The following is a 15,674-nucleotide window of genomic DNA, read 5'->3' as shown; positions in this document are numbered from 1 at the left end:
TTAGTTCACTCGTTTAACTAAAACTTTTCCGTTTTCAGATTTCAGAGCATATTTTCTAAATACCTTTTCATCGATATTTCAACCACGGCTGTTAGTAACGCTTCGATTCTCAGGAAGACTAATGTCGCTACTATTTAATTCATCCGGTTGTACTTGATTATCCTTGTTTTTATCTTCTCATAAAAATACTTGGCTATTATCATAAAGATTTACATAATCTTTAGTGATATAAGACACATAATCTTTATTTAGTTCGCCATTGCTACTTGTTCCTGGATAAATACGATTTTCAAGTTGTTTTTGGCGACGATCAGTAATCTTTTCATCTTTTATTAAAGTTGCACCCCCGTCCAGTTCTTTATGACCAAAGAACGAGAAAGTATCATAATAATTAAAGTAGGTTTTTTCGAACCCTCCACCATTTGGTTTTGTCACAACTATTCCATCATATTTTTTATCAGGTAAAAACCCAGTAAATTTTACCTTATTAGCTTTGCTTTCATCAACATCTACTGAGCCTTTATTTTGTCCTCATTTTCATGAACTTTGATAGAAAATTTGATTAATAGTTTTTCCATACCCCATCGCATTTAAAAATAAATCGTAAAATTCTTGCGAACGGTTTTGGGTTTTTTCTGGAGGTAATGTGTGCACCCTTAATTCATAAGAAGGTTGTCCTCAAAAATTTATCCCTAAATATTTATCGTTTTCATAACGATATGAACTTATATCAAACACTGAATTAGGCATTATTGTAGAATTTACAATTAAGCCAGGAAAATTTTCTTCATCAAAAGGCCTATCACCACGCAAAAACATTCCGCTACGACTTTTACTATCAAAATTATTTAAATATACCTTAGATCAGTCTTCAGCATTTGCAGAAGGTGAAAATACTGAATAAACTTTTCCGGTATTCGGATCATTACGATAGTATGTAGTTCCAAACCATGTTATCGTTGCCTGTCCTGGTGCCGCTTTTGCAGTAGGATTTTCATCATCAATTTGAAAATATGATTCATAAGCATATTTAGTATATTCACGAGGTAATAATTCAGTTAATGAATATACATATCTCAAATTTCCTAAACTAAGCGAAAAAGCGCGATCTGGTGAGTAATAAAGTGGGGTATTTTCTTCAAAGCGACTTAACTCTTGTGGTCTTGGTTTGTTATTTGCAATTTCTCAAATTTTCTTTGGAGTTAGTCTTTTAAATAAAAAGTTATTAATTTCATCTTCTAATGGTGGTATATTAAAATTTAAACCTCTCGATGGATCAAATATTGCAATATCATCTTCTGATAAATAACCATACTGATTGACATCATAATTTAGTAACTTATAAAAATTGTTTGCAAAATAAGAATCCCAAGATTGTACTAATCCGCTTGTTTGATTAGTGCTAGAATCACTTAATTGTAATCCTGGATTATAATAAATTTTAGTTACTCGTTTTTGATTTTCCGATGTTGGTTCAGCTATACTTTTTGATACTTGTATTCCATTTTCTACTGCCTCTGGATATGAATTTGATCAATGATGCATATATTCATGAAATAAGGTTGGCATTATCCCACCTATAATTTGATATGAATTAAAGTTTTTTTCAGCAAATGCCGAACCGTTTATATAAATGTTTTTAATGTTAGGTATATATAAACCATTAGCTTTTTCATCAATAACATTAAAATTATTTACATTAATTGCCTCTAAATCAAAAACTTCTGGTCCAAAAGGAACTTTTCTCTTAAACTCTTGTGCCAAATCGATTAACCCGTGGCGCCCTAACATATATCTATGACTTCCATCTTCATTTGTATGATAACTATAATCCCTAAATAAAATATTGGTAAAAGGATCGCGATATTCTAAATATCATTGCCCCCTATCATTCTTTTCAGGAATTTCATTGATGTCCATAACCGAAGTTTTATTATACGCAGCTAATGCCTGATCTTTTTCTAATTGACTTAAATTTTTAGCAAAATATACTTCGTTTGGTTGAATTTTTAAAATGTTGCCAAACATGAACTTATTTTCTACTTGCTTGTTTGTATTAATTGGTTTTGATGGTTCCTTTGGTTTATCCGGCGTCATTTGTTGTTTTGGTTTAGTTGGTGAGGTATTCGGATTTTTCGGAATGGGTTTTGTTGGTTCTTTATTTTGACTGCCATTAGAGTTTTCGCCCTCATTAGGTCTTGATCCATATTTTTCAGAAGCAGGGGGTAAAACCGATGGTTGAGTTTTGCCGGGGTTTTTATTAATTATTATTGGTGATTCTTTTTTATCTTTATCGTTTTCTGGACTTAATAAATTACAAGCCGTAGCAGAAAGAACTGTTGTTGATGCAACAAGCATTGAAAATTTAACAAACTTTGATCATTTCTTTTTTTGAAATTTCATAATAACCTTCTTTTAAATATTTAATAACTTTTAATAATTGTATTAAATTTTAAAAATTTGCAAAAATACAAAAATAAAAGCAGGCATTTAATGCATGCTTAAAATTTTAAACATAAGCTTTAATAAAGTTTATAAAACTTTATTTTTCTTCACTTTTAGATTTATTAACAAAAACATCTAAACGTGAATGTTTTCTTGCACCTTTATTAGCATGAAAAACACCTTTTGATACTGCCTTAGCAATAACTTTATGTGCTTCTGCCACTAATGAAGCAGCTTTTTCGTCTTTTGCTAATATTGCTTCTCTTGCTTTACGAATCGCTTTTTTTACACGAGATTTTATTGCTGCATTTTTTTGACGAGCTTGCTCCATTTTTGTGATGCTTTTGATTTTAGATTTAATATTTGCCATTTAAAATGACCCCCTTTTTCTAAATTTAATTGAAAAATCTTTCAAATTATATCTTTTTTTATAAAAAAGTTTAATCATAAATTATTCTAAATTTTAATAAAAAAATTACTTTTATCACTATAATATAGTTAAAAAGTAAAAACACATAAAATTAAGATTTTGGTTTTAATGTAGAATAAAATTAAATTTTTATTTAAAAAATAATTTTTTTGGAATCGAGACACATTTTTTAATAATTATAAATCTCAAGTGATTTATTCATAAAAATACACATATTTTTGTATAAACAAATAAAAAATAAAAATAACTTTTTTGCTATAAACATCAATATAAAAGTTATTTTTATTCGATACATTTGATAAAATTTTTTTATTTTTCTGTTTTAATTTATAATATATTTGCGTCAGCTGATAGCTGCTATCCTAAATAGTAGAGGAAAGTCCGTGCTAGTACTAACTGCGATGTTAGTAGTGATCGTGTTAAACCTAATAAGTTTAAGCCTAGACGACTAGTGCCACAGAGACGAGAGTAGTGAAACGCGGTAAACTCCACGAACTAGAAACCCAAATTTGGTAGGGGAACCATTAACTAAGAAATGAATTAGAAAATGGAACATTTTATATGTTAGATAAATTATCAGCACTTCGTTTTAAATGAAGCACAGAACACGGCTTATGATGCAAAAAGTACGAGCAATCGTACTTTTTTTATTTTTTTCTTTTATATTTTCTGAATCTAATAAAATTTATAAAATATAAAATTAAGTCATTAATTTGAAAGGATTTCATACCAAAGAAGATGGAAAAGATCAAAGAATTTTTTAGTATTAAAAACATTAAAAAAATTACTATTTCTATAGTACTTTTACTTATTGGAATTTTTGTTATTTCGATTAGTTCTTACAAAGCAACACATCAATTTAAACCTGCATTTTATAATTACAAATCATATATTGAAAAAGAAACTGTAGAACCTGCTTTATCGGAAAATTTTGAATATAAAGAGTTTAACGAAATCAATGAATTTACTATTGCATTAAGCAACCATAAAGCAGTCGCAGGTATCGGTAGTGACTTTCAAGCAATAGCATTAATTCATAAAGGTTTAATTAAAAAAATTAATTTTAATCAACTTCTTATGCCACAAGAACCTATTAAAACGGAAACAGACTTAAAAATAGCATTACAAAAAATTTATACTCCTGTTGTTTTTGCTCATTTAAGTGCATACGACGACGAACTAAAAGATTTAGGAAAAGAAAACGATGGAACATATAGACATCTATGAGAATACTTTGTACCTTATTACGTCCAAGATGCCGTTTTCGCTTATAATCCTTTAAAACAAAAAGATCAAAAAGAAATTACAAACGAGATCTTGGAAAAAAATCTAAGAAAAACTATTCAAGAATATTCAAAAAAAGATGGATGAAACACAATAGATAAATACCTAAAACCTAATTCACTTTTCAATATAATCAGGACCGCCAATTCATTAGGATATAATCAACTAGTTATAACAGATGCTGTTCGTGCTAATATGTTATATGGTTCTTCATTCAATTTTCCTAATAAAAATAATACCTTAACAACACACACGGGTGATGTCTGCGAAGAAAACTATCAACAACAAATAAATAATTTTGTAAATTTAATCAATTCGTCAACAGATACTAAAATTACTTCTAGTAAAAAAGTTTCATTTAACCCAGATGGGCAGGGAATTATTGCATCATTATTAGATATGAATCGAAATGATGTAAATTCAGCAATAATGTATAACGGTGATGCATTAGATGCATATTATTCAGATGATAATAATTTTAAGGCTTTTTATACTAAAGAAGATGAAGTAACTGGAAAACAAATAAAAGTAGAAAAAACTATAGAAGACGGAACCATTCAATCTATTAAGTTCAACGAAAATATTCTTTTAGTTGACGGGTTGGTAGTGGCTCAAAAAATATCTGAACCAACAGAAAAACAACTTTATAACATGCTATCTAAAACTCTATATAACAATTTAAATGACGGACAAACATATGGTGTTGAAACTGCAATGATTAATTTATATGATACATATTTAAGCTACGCATTTAGAGATGAATTACTTCAAGAATTAGCTAGCAAAAATAAAAACAAAACTATCGACAAAAATGCAGATTATTTTAATAATTTAAAAAACGAATTAATTAAGATTTATAAAACTACCATCGAAAATAAACCAAATAATACAGATCTAAAAAAATTCAACATCTTTGTGAAAAATAAAATTATTTCTAACGAACTTTTAAAAAATGCATTTATGAATATTTTAGATATTAACGAAGTAAAAACAGAAAATGTAATAAATAAAATTGCTTTTTCACTCTCACATATTGATTTTTCAAACGAAAATTTTAAGGAATATTTATCCAAGAAATACTTAAATTTAATTAACTTTGATTTTATTGGATATACCCCTACAACTAATGTAGATTACAAAATAATTCTCCGAAATTATTTTATAAACGATGATAATACATACGATCAAAAAGTAATTAAAATCTATGAAATAGACCTTAATGATAAAACAATTAATCACGAAAAAATAGGTGGAGTAAATGATAAATTAAACTCCGAACTTAATACATACTTTTATTTTAAAACAAAGCGTTAATTATGAAATTAAAGAAATTATTACTATATTTATCTCTATCTAGTACATCCCTGTTATATATTTCGTGCCAACAAGCAACGCAAAATAATTCAAAAAACAATGATTTAGAAATTTCTAAAAAAGAAAATGTTAATGATGTAAACAAAGTTTCAAAACCCGAGGAACCTCAAAAACCTGATGAATTCAAAACACCAAAACAAACCAAAAAAATGAAAACATCAGATAAAGAATCAAATATTACTAAAATTGAACAAATACATACCATAAAACCAAAAACCAAAATTGATGAAAAAGCAAAATGAATTCACAAAAAAGAAGATAATAAAATAGCAGAAAAATATCAATTTCCAGAGTTAACAAAAATTAATATTAAGACTTTATTAAGTTCTCAAGGGGATTTAAAAAATCCAAAACTTCTTTTTGACAAAACAGAATTTCCAAAAAATGTTGTTTTGTCAAAAACACCAAATAATATCTCTTTAATGAATTTATATTTTAGAAACGAAATGAATAAGGTTCTTTCATTTATTGTAAATAAAGGTAATCAATACATAGATCTGCCAAAATGATTTACGCCAAATTTTATCGAAAGAAACTCTGTATTTGCTAAAATTCCCGATTTACAGGTTTATTTTAAAGATAATAATGAAATGTTAGTTTTAAAACATCAAATTATGTTATCTCATATTTCAAATGACGAATTAACCATTGAAAATGGTCAATTAATTTTTAAAAAGGAAATAACTAATTTTTTAGATAAACCTTACCACAACAGAAAAATTAGATTTACTTTACAAAAAATTTTAAATAGATTTTTTAATCAATTTCAAAATCAACCAATTGTAATTGATGTTGATTTAGACGATTTAATAGATAACAAAAAACACCGATTCAAAGACCAAAATTATAACTATGATGTCTTTTTAGAAAATAATACAATTAGGCTTGTTTTATCACACAAGGACAATCAAAAACACTTTAGTTTTAATGATGTAAATCAAGATCTGTTTGATAAATTTAATACAATCACCGAAATTACTTATTTAGCAAATCAAAATGATGATAGATTATTTTCATTATCTGAAAATTATTTAACAGATGATTTACATGCAAAATTATCAACTAACGAAAGAGCTTATGATTCAAATAACAAAGTATATAGCGCACAACGTGTTCTAACTAATCAAAAAAGAGAATTATTTGATAATATAAAAAAACGGGTATTTGTTCTAGGTGGTGGAACATCTACAATGATTGCAAAAGTAAAACCAAGCGATCCAAATGATCAAAGGTATTATTTTATTACCAATAGACATGTAAGCGATATATTACAAAAAAATTGAGGTAATCCTAGAATTTCACAAAAACTAATCATTCCTGATTTTGATGATCAAAAGATAGCTAATATCAATTCTGAAATTTCTATTAATATAAAGCCTGATAATTTTATTCTTAATTTTTGACAAGCAGAAAATCAATATAATAGAAATGGACAACAATATACCCAAAATCAAAGATATAAAAATTTAAATGATGCCGATATTTCAATTAATATAATTGATATTAAACATTTATTAGAGCAAGCCAAACAAAAAGGTAAAACTCAAATTTTAAATTATTTAAACAATTGAGCTAAATTACCAAATCTAAAATTAAGCAAGCAAACAAAATATTTACAAAATGATAATTATGTAAAATATTACGTTGCTTCTTTCCCGGTAGATGCTCATGCCGGTTTTTCCGGTTTAAGATACCGCGAACATATTATTAATAAAATTGAAGAAGTTATAATAAATGATCAAGACTATCCTTTTACTAAATACGGAAATTTTAATTCTTTTATATTAAATGATTCATCAGATAATAAATATGATTTAACCTCAGGAGCTTCAGGAAGCGTGGTTTTTGATGAAAACATGAATATGGTTGCTTTATTTATGCAAAATTTAGGTAATGATGGATATGGTTTTGGTTTATTGAATTCATATGATTTTGATTACTTTGGATACGAAACAAATAGTAATTCAAATTCTTTTAAAAATAAACTTTTAAAAGAGATTAAAAGAGCACCAAAAAAATTTGAAATGATTGAATTATAAAATCTTTATTACTATACTATAGTATAAAAAAATATGAAAAAGGGTTTATATAAATAACCTTTTTTAATATAATAATATAGCAATTTATTAAATTGCCAGATGTGGGAGATTAATTTAATCGTATACCACAATTATCGAAAGGATTCTATTAAACAAAATGGCAAAAAAAGAAATTCAACGTGTTGCTAAATTGCAATTTATTGCCGGAAAAGCTAAACCAGGTCCTGCATTGGCCGGGGTTGGTGTTAACATGCCAGAATTCACTAGAGCATTTAACGATGCCACTAGAGATAGAGGTGATGAACCAGTTCCTGTAAAAATTACAGTTTACAAAGACAAAAGCTTTGAATTTAAGCTATTCACAGCACCTGCTTCATATAAAATTATGCAAGCAGCAAAATTAAAATCAGGTTCTAAAAACTCTAAAACTACTATTGTTGGAACAATTACTAAAGAACAATTAAAAGAAATCGCAGAATATAAATTACCCGACCTAAACACAAATGATATTTTTGCAGCTATGTCCATAGTTGCAGGAACCGCAAAACAAATGGGTGTTTTAATCGAGGGTTGAGATGATATATTTAAAGCTAAAGCGGAAGCTAAAGCTGCTGCAAAGGCTGCGTCATTAGCTGCCGCAAAAGAAGCAGCATTACAAGCCGACCAAGAAAAATTAAATGAAACTAAAGGTCAAACAATTGAAGTACGTACAATTAGTGATGAAAAAGAAGGAGCAGAATAATGGCGAGAAGATTACCTAAAAAATTAAAAGCTGCTCGAGAATCTTTTGATAGAACTGTTGCTTACGAACTAGAAGAAGCAATTGAATTAGCAAAAAAAACAGCATACGCAAAATTTGATGCTTCAATTGATTTATCTTTCAACTTAAATTTAGATGTTCGTAAAGCAGACCAACAACTACGTGGAGCTGTTTTATTACCAAACGGAACAGGAAAAACTGTTAAAGTTTTAGTGGCTACAAATAACGTAGAAAAACAAAAACTTGCGAAAGAAGCAGGGGCAGACATAGTATTAGATGGTCCGGCATTAGAACAAAAAATCAAAGAATCAAATTTTGATTTTGATGTTATGGTTGCTGATCCTACAATGATGCCTTTACTAGGAAAATATGGAAAAGTTTTAGGACCTAAAGGCTTAATGCCTAACCCTAAAACCGGAACAGTAACTCCAACACCCGAAAAAGCTGTTGAAGAACTAAAAAAAGGAAAAGCAAATTATCGTACAGACAAAGCCGGAATCGTGCACTCTTTAATCGGTAAAGCAAGTATGAGCACAAAAGATTTAGCAGAGAACGCTAGAACTTTAATTTCTTTAATTAAAAAACTTAAACCAGCGGCGGTTAAAGGAACATATATGCTAAACCTAACCGTTTCAGCATCGATGGGACCAAGTGTAAAAATTAAAATAGAAAAATAAAAAAGCACTTAATACAAGGTGCTTTTTTATTATACATTGACTCTCTAAAAATTAATTTTAAATAAAAATAATTACATTTATAATTATAAAGATGTTATAAGACTTAATTAGAAAGGTTGAATAATGAGTTTAATAACCAAATATAATGGTTTTTCATATAGTTTTGACGAACAAAAAGCAAAAAAATACATCAAAACCATACAAAGATTTTTAGCAAATAAGTTAAAACAATCTAATTCTAATGGTTTTGTAGTAGGAATTAGCGGCGGAATTGATTCAGCATTAACTTACGCACTAGCACATTCAGTTGCCCCAAAACATACTTTTGGTTTTGTGATGCCAATTCAAAAAATGACTCAAGAAGATTTGAAACACATCCAACAATTAGAATCTGATTTTCATACAAAATTCGAAACTATAAATCTAACCGAAACTTTCAATACCATTAGCAAGCAATTAAAGCTATCGAATTCCTTGGCTATTGCTAATATTAAGCCTCGTTTAAGAATGACAACTTTATATGCAAAAGCGCAAGAAAATAACTCTTTAGTTTTAGGAACCGATAATGCTGACGAAATTTATATTGGTTATTTTACTAAATATGGTGATGGTGGCGCAGATTTACTACCAATTTGCCAACTTACTAAAGCCGAAGTAGGTTTTTTAGCTAAACTTTTAAAGGTACCAGACAGCATAATAAATAAAAAACCATCTGCTGGATTATGAGATGGTCAAACCGATGAAAACGAGCTGGGATTTAGTTACCAAGAATTAGATTTTTATTTAAACCATCTTAATCAACCAAGTGAAATTAAGAAATACTTATCACAGGGAACTATTAAAAAAATTCAATACAAACACAAAATTTCACAACATAAACGCGATAAAATTTACAAACCAAACAAAGTTAGATAGGAGAAACTATGGCTGGACACTCACACTCAGCAAATATCGCTCATAGAAAAGGCGCACAAGATGCGGCCAGAGGAAAAATTTTCCAAAAATTATCAAAAGAAATTTTTGTTGCAGCACAATCAGGACCAGATCCCGATAAAAATCCAACGTTAAAACTTGCTATTTCCAAAGCAAAAGCAAAGAATATGCCTAAAGATAACATTGAAAGAGCAATTACAAAAGCAACTGGAACCAAAGGTTCAGAATCATTCACTGAATTAATCTTTAATGCTACTATAAGTGGTGGTGCTACTTTTATTGTTGTCACTTTAAGTGACAATATCAATCGTGTTAAATCAAACATTCAAGCATATTTTAACAAGCAAAATGCCACTTTAGGCAAAACTGGACAAATTCCTTTTTCTTTTGATAAAAAAGGAATTATTGAAATTTCAAAATCATTAATTAATGAAGATGATTTTATGGTTTTTGCGTTAGAAAACGGTGTGGAAGACGTAAAAACTACAGAAGATAGTTTAATTGCGTTGTGTGCACCTGAAAATTTCAGTGAATTCAAAAACGCAATTGAAACTCAATTAAAAATAGAAGACTTCATCCAATGTGAAGTTACTTATATTCCAAATATATATGTAGCCTATGAAACAGAAAAGGAAGCAAAATTATTAGATTTTGTCGAAAAACTCAAAGAGGATGATGATGTTCAAGATGTCTTTCATAATATAGAAATTACACAAAAACAATGAAATGAATTACAAACTTATATAACGCGATAGAAAACGGAATCAATGCTCCTTGAGCGTCAAAATTAATTTTAAGTTTCTTATTTTTATTTGCTTTATTACTCATCCCTACATTGCTTTCTTTACTTTTACCTTTTTTTAGAAAAAGTATTCATAAAAATAAAGTTTATTTATATGCTTTTTCTACTGGTTTTTTTATAGTGCTGTCTACATATGGATTTTTAAAAGAATCATTAGAAGTTTCTTCAGGAATTGTAGAAAATTTAGAAGAAACACATAATTCTGCATTTTTATTAAACGTCGGTTTAGTCGGTGGTGGAATATTAAGTGGTTTAATCTTTGCGTTTGTGCTTAAATTTGTTATTTCACATCGTTTAAACAAAAAATTAATGGTTTCTAACAAACTTAGTGTTTTTAGTCACCAACACTCACACAACAACCACCATCACAACCATCAACATGACAGTTTTTTAAATAATCAAGAAGATAAAATTGAATTAGCCGAAGACACATTAAAACAAAAAGTGGAAGGTAAACTAAAACTTATCGCACTACTTTTATTACTAACTCATAGAATTCCAGAAGGATTATTAATTGGTTATAGTTTAAATCAACTAATACCAGGTCAAAATGGAAATCCTGGTGATTCTGCACTTACAACAGCATATTTTGCATCACTTATTCTACACCTAATTCCTGAAGAAATGATTTTTTATGTTCGTTTAAGAGATGCTGGATTTTCACCATGAAAAGCTTTATTTATCTCATTTTTAGGTTTATCATTATTTTTACCATTCATTTTAATTGGTATTTATGGTGGTGATTTCGTAAATGAATATCTTAAAAGCATTATCTATTCAGCAATTGGTGGAATTTTTCTATTTACCTCACTTGTAGAATTTTTCCCAGAATTCTATCACGAGTTCTTTAATAAAAAGAAATGACTGATTACAATTATTTTCTTATTTCTTGGTGTCGTCTTTTCAGTAATTATTTTATCTTTTCACTCACACTAAAACAACTTCAATTAGAAGTTTTTTTTATACTTTTTGCAATCTCTATAAAAATAAGTGTAATATTGTATAATTAAAATATATTTTAAATAAATAAATTTATTTTAAAATAAGGGGTTAAATGAATCACAAGCAAAAATTATGATTTTTTATAACAGCTAGCATAGTTTTAGCATTATTATTCGTTGCTTTATTAATTATTTTTTTATTAATTAACACAGATCAAAGACTACTTATTTTGCTTGTTGTTGGTCTATTTTTAATTTTAATGTTAATTTTAACGATTTTATACTTTTCAATTGTAAATTTTACAAAATCGCGCGAGCTAGTTAAGCGTTCTTTTGATAATTTTGTCGATGAAATAATGACTAATAATAGTATCGGAATTATCATTTACGATGTTAATCGCACTATTATATGGTCTAGCAATTTCATAACTTCTAAATTTCACAAAAGTTTTATAGGAATACAAATTAATGATTTCTTAACTAAATTAGATCCAAATTACAATCAATTTAAAGAAATCAATACTACTAAAATTACAATACAAAATAATGATAACTACTATGAAATACAGTTTTGACCGCTTAACAATAGTATCATAATCCGTGACATCACATTAGAAACTTTATTTAAGAAGGAAATGCACGAGCAAAAATCAGTTATTGGTGAATTAGAAATTGATAATTATTCACTCTTACAATCAGTTTTATCCGAAGAGCAACTATTTAATGTTAACAAAGTCATAATTGACACTTTAAACGAATGTGTTGAAAGATATAACTTAATTTATCGTCAATATACTAACGGAAAATTTATTTTAATAACTAACAAAATTTCTCTTAAAAAATTAAAGCAAGAGAATTTCGCAATCTTTACTAAAATTAACGAAAGAATCAAAAACACCGAAAGCATCAAACTTTCTGTTTCGCTTGGTTTGGCGACTGGTTGAAGTTTATTAAATAAAAAACTCGAACAAGCCAAAAAAGCACTTAATCAAGCTCAATCACGTGGTGGAGATCAGATCGCAATTTTTTCAGATACCACGCAACCAATTTATTTTGGTTCTTATACTGAAATTCTTTCAGATAATAATCGCACCAAAATTAGAGTACTTGCTGAAAAAATTGCTAAGAAAATGTCAAACCCTGATATTGAAAACGTAATAATTTACGGGCATAAATTGGCTGATTTAGACGCAGTTGGTTCTGCTTTTGGAATTTATAACATCGCTAAAGCTTTCAATAAAGAAGCTTATATAGCAATTTCTACATTTGATGCAACTACCACAAACTTGTTACAAAACATTAAAAAACAAAACGTGTTTATCAAAATTGCGACTGCTAACAAATTAACCAGCGAACGAAGTCTGATATTTATTGTAGATACATCGCATCCTGAACGCACTGATAATATTGATGCAATCGCTAACTCGGTTCGTGATAATGTTTTTGTTTTAGATCACCACAGACCAGGTAAAAGTATTGATTTTTGTACTAAAACTAATATGTATGTTGACACAAATGCATCATCCGCATCAGAAATTGTTACCGAACTATCAATATTCTTAAGTTATAAAGTAGATATTTCAAAAGAAATTGCGCAGCTATTATTAAATGGAATATATTTAGATACAACCCAATTTTCTAAATCCACTTCAAAGCGTGCTTTTGAAGCTTCAGCTTGATTAGAAACAAAAGGAGCCGATTCCTCAATTAGTGTAGATTTACTAAAATACGATGACACAACAGCAAAAACAATAAAAAAATTACTAACAAATATAATTGAAGTAAGAGAAGGATATTATTTAGCTTATTCCGACGAAGAAGCTTCAAGCGACGTGATTTCTATTGCTGCAAACGAAATTTTAAAAGTGCGTGGACGTAAAGCTTCGTTTGTTGTTGCAAAACTACCAAATTCAAAAACTTATAAACTAAGCGCGCGCGGAATTGATACTAATGTACAAGTAATTTGTGAAGCGGTTGGAGGTGGTGGTCATTTTGCTACTGCTGCTGCTGAATCACAAGAAGAACTACCAATTTTCGCAGATAACATTAGACACGCAATTACAACTGCCGAAAGGACATAATATGAAGATTATTTTACTTAAAGATTGCAAAGATGGAAAAGCAAATACAATCATCGATGTAGCACCAGGTTATGGTGTAAACTTCTTAATTAAAAAAGGTTTTGGTGTCGCATACAACGAGCAAACTAATGCACAATTACAAAGAAAGCTTAACGAATTAGTAGCAAATGAACATCAAGTGCGCTCTGAAGCCTTAAAATTAAAAAAACAACTTGAAAATCTAACTTTAAAATTTCACTTAAATGCTAATATTGATGGACATAAAAATCTAAATGTCCATGGCTCAGTCTCAACTAAAGAGGTTGATAAACACCTAAAGGAATTAGGCTTTAAATTACCAAAACACGCTTTACATAAAATTCATTTAGTTTCTGAAGGATCACACGAAATCGAAGCAGCTCTTTACAAAGATATTGTTGCAAAAATACGGATTGAAATCACAATAAATGTTAAGAAATAAATTTAAACCTATCTATAATAATTTTGAAGAACTTAAAGTGAGGTCTCTTTCTGATACTTTATTCAGAGATTTTGTAATGGAAAAAGACGTCCTAGCGATTATGCTATCGGACGAAGAAAAACAGTATTTAGCAACAGATTATTTAACTTCTGACGACTTTTTTTCAGCGCAATATCGTCAATTATTCGAACTCATAAAATACAAACGCAGCAAATCTAATAATCACATCACGTTTTTTGGCTACCTAGAAATTTCAACCGAAATAGCTAACGACGCATCATTAAGAAGTCGTTTTCCCTTGGTAACAGAAGCTTTATTAAGTGATTTAGCTGTAATGTTTAATAATAGTACAAACTTTAATTTTTATTTAGAAAAATTATTAGAACTCACGCGTTTGCGCGCTTTAGAAGCTTTTTACGCTGAAACTTTATCTGCATTCAAAAACAATAGCGATATCACCTGACAAAATTCTTTAAATGATTTTGAAACATTTATCTTAGAAAACAACGAGCGAGCTTTAAAGAATAGTTCTTTTGTAGATATAGATACTGCAACTGAAACATTCTTAGAAAAAATTGAATCTATTATTCATGGAGATGACCCAGATATTCATTCTATTTTTAGTGGATTTGATTCAATAGATCGCTTCACTAAAGGCTTCAAACCGGGTCAATTTATTATTTTGGGTGCTCGCCCAGGTGTTGGAAAAACTGCGTTAGCTTTAAACATCGCAAGAAACATAATTCGTGATCGTAGTAAATCATGCGCTTTTATTTCTTTAGAAATGCCTGTTCAAGAACTTATCGGAAGATACTATTCATCTTTAGCTAACATTGAACTTGGAAAATTACAAAATCCAAAATATTTAAGTAATTTAGAACTTAATAAATTAAAAAACCTTGCTTCATTCAATGAAAATCGAGGTCAAATTTATTTTGACGATGTTGCAACCAGCAAAATAACTGATATTATTTGAAAAATTAAACAACTTTCCAAAGATTTAAACGGTGGCTTAAGTTTTGTTGTAGTGGATTATTTACAATTAGTTTCTGGTGGTTCAAGCCACGGGACTCGTTCTAATGAGGTCGCCATGATTTCACGTACTCTAAAAACTTTAGCTTTAGACTTAAAAATCCCAATTTTAGCACTCTCACAACTTTCACGTAATGTGGAAAATCGCGAAGATAAGCGTCCACAATTAATAGATCTCCGTGAATCCGGAGGAATCGAACAAGATGCGGATATTGTTATTTTCTTATCGCGCACAATTCTAGATAAAAAGAAAAAAGATAACGAGCAAAAAACAGAGGAATATGCCGATATTTACAAAATTACCGAAGTAACAATCGCAAAAAATAGGAGCGGCACAACCGGTTATGCTGATTTAATATATGAAGGAAGAATTGTTACTTTCAAAGAAAAAGAAAGAAACGAATAGAGAGGAAATT

At 28.8% G+C, this 15,674-nt stretch carries 12 protein-coding genes and 1 other RNA gene; 11 read left to right on the top strand and 2 right to left on the bottom strand.

What is annotated here, in order from left to right:
- Positions 1-2,403 carry an MYPU_1760 family metalloprotease gene (locus BCF59_RS02095; RefSeq protein WP_134110758.1) on the bottom strand — a complete coding sequence of 801 codons (2,403 nt, stop codon included), beginning with the start codon at positions 2,401-2,403 and terminating at the stop codon, positions 1-3.
- Between the two features lie 139 nt (positions 2,404-2,542).
- Positions 2,543-2,815, bottom strand: a complete 273-nt coding sequence (gene rpsT / locus BCF59_RS02090; RefSeq protein ID WP_134110756.1) for a 30S ribosomal protein S20 — start codon at positions 2,813-2,815, stop codon at positions 2,543-2,545.
- A 399-nt stretch (positions 2,816-3,214) separates the two neighbouring features.
- On the opposite strand from rpsT, the gene rnpB reads away from it, so the two are divergent.
- The 11 genes from rnpB (at position 3,215) to BCF59_RS02035 (ending at position 15,664) form a co-directional block, all read left to right on the top strand.
- An RNA gene (rnpB, locus tag BCF59_RS02085) (RNase P RNA component class B) lies at positions 3,215-3,494 on the top strand.
- 119 nt (positions 3,495-3,613) lie between these two features.
- The gene (locus BCF59_RS02080) at positions 3,614-5,473 is read left to right on the top strand and encodes a type 2 periplasmic-binding domain-containing protein (protein ID WP_134110754.1); all 1,860 of its coding nucleotides are present in this window, start codon (positions 3,614-3,616) and stop codon (positions 5,471-5,473) included.
- A gap of 2 nt (positions 5,474-5,475) precedes the next feature.
- Positions 5,476-7,572, top strand: a complete 2,097-nt coding sequence (locus BCF59_RS02075) for a hypothetical protein (RefSeq protein WP_134110752.1) — start codon at positions 5,476-5,478, stop codon at positions 7,570-7,572.
- 157 nt (positions 7,573-7,729) lie between these two features.
- Positions 7,730-8,314: a 50S ribosomal protein L11 gene (gene rplK / locus BCF59_RS02070; RefSeq protein ID WP_134110750.1), complete on the top strand. Its 585-nt coding sequence runs from the start codon at positions 7,730-7,732 to the stop codon at positions 8,312-8,314.
- Positions 8,314-9,009: a 50S ribosomal protein L1 gene (rplA, locus tag BCF59_RS02065; RefSeq protein ID WP_134110748.1), complete on the top strand. Its 696-nt coding sequence runs from the start codon at positions 8,314-8,316 to the stop codon at positions 9,007-9,009. Before rplK ends, rplA begins: the two co-directional genes overlap by 1 nt.
- Before the next feature lie 123 nt (positions 9,010-9,132).
- Complete coding sequence (gene nadE / locus BCF59_RS02060) at positions 9,133-9,924, top strand: NAD(+) synthase (RefSeq protein ID WP_134110746.1); 792 nt, start codon at positions 9,133-9,135, stop codon at positions 9,922-9,924.
- An 8-nt stretch (positions 9,925-9,932) separates the two neighbouring features.
- Positions 9,933-10,697 (top strand): YebC/PmpR family DNA-binding transcriptional regulator, encoded by a 765-nt coding sequence (locus BCF59_RS02055; RefSeq protein WP_134110744.1) that lies wholly within the window; start codon positions 9,933-9,935, stop codon positions 10,695-10,697.
- Positions 10,664-11,680: a ZIP family metal transporter gene (locus BCF59_RS02050; RefSeq protein ID WP_134110742.1), complete on the top strand. Its 1,017-nt coding sequence runs from the start codon at positions 10,664-10,666 to the stop codon at positions 11,678-11,680. The genes BCF59_RS02055 and BCF59_RS02050 overlap by 34 nt, the downstream gene beginning before the upstream one ends.
- Positions 11,681-11,798: 118 nt before the next feature.
- Positions 11,799-13,766: a GGDEF domain-containing protein gene (locus BCF59_RS02045; RefSeq protein WP_134110740.1), complete on the top strand. Its 1,968-nt coding sequence runs from the start codon at positions 11,799-11,801 to the stop codon at positions 13,764-13,766.
- Between the two features lies 1 nt (position 13,767).
- A complete protein-coding gene (gene rplI, locus BCF59_RS02040; protein WP_134110739.1) occupies positions 13,768-14,226 on the top strand; it encodes a 50S ribosomal protein L9 in 459 nt (152 codons plus the stop codon).
- Entirely contained in the window at positions 14,213-15,664 is a 1,452-nt protein-coding gene (locus BCF59_RS02035) for a DnaB-like helicase C-terminal domain-containing protein (protein ID WP_134110737.1), read from the top strand. The genes rplI and BCF59_RS02035 overlap by 14 nt, the downstream gene beginning before the upstream one ends.
- Positions 15,665-15,674: the final 10 nt, after the last annotated feature.

The sequence above is a fragment of the Mycoplasmopsis mustelae genome (assembly GCF_004365095.1).
Taxonomy (GTDB): domain Bacteria; phylum Bacillota_I; class Bacilli_A; order Mycoplasmatales; family Metamycoplasmataceae; genus Mycoplasmopsis; species Mycoplasmopsis mustelae.
The sequence above is the reverse complement of the archived record's forward strand: the minus strand, read 5'-3'. Positions and strand labels throughout refer to the sequence as shown.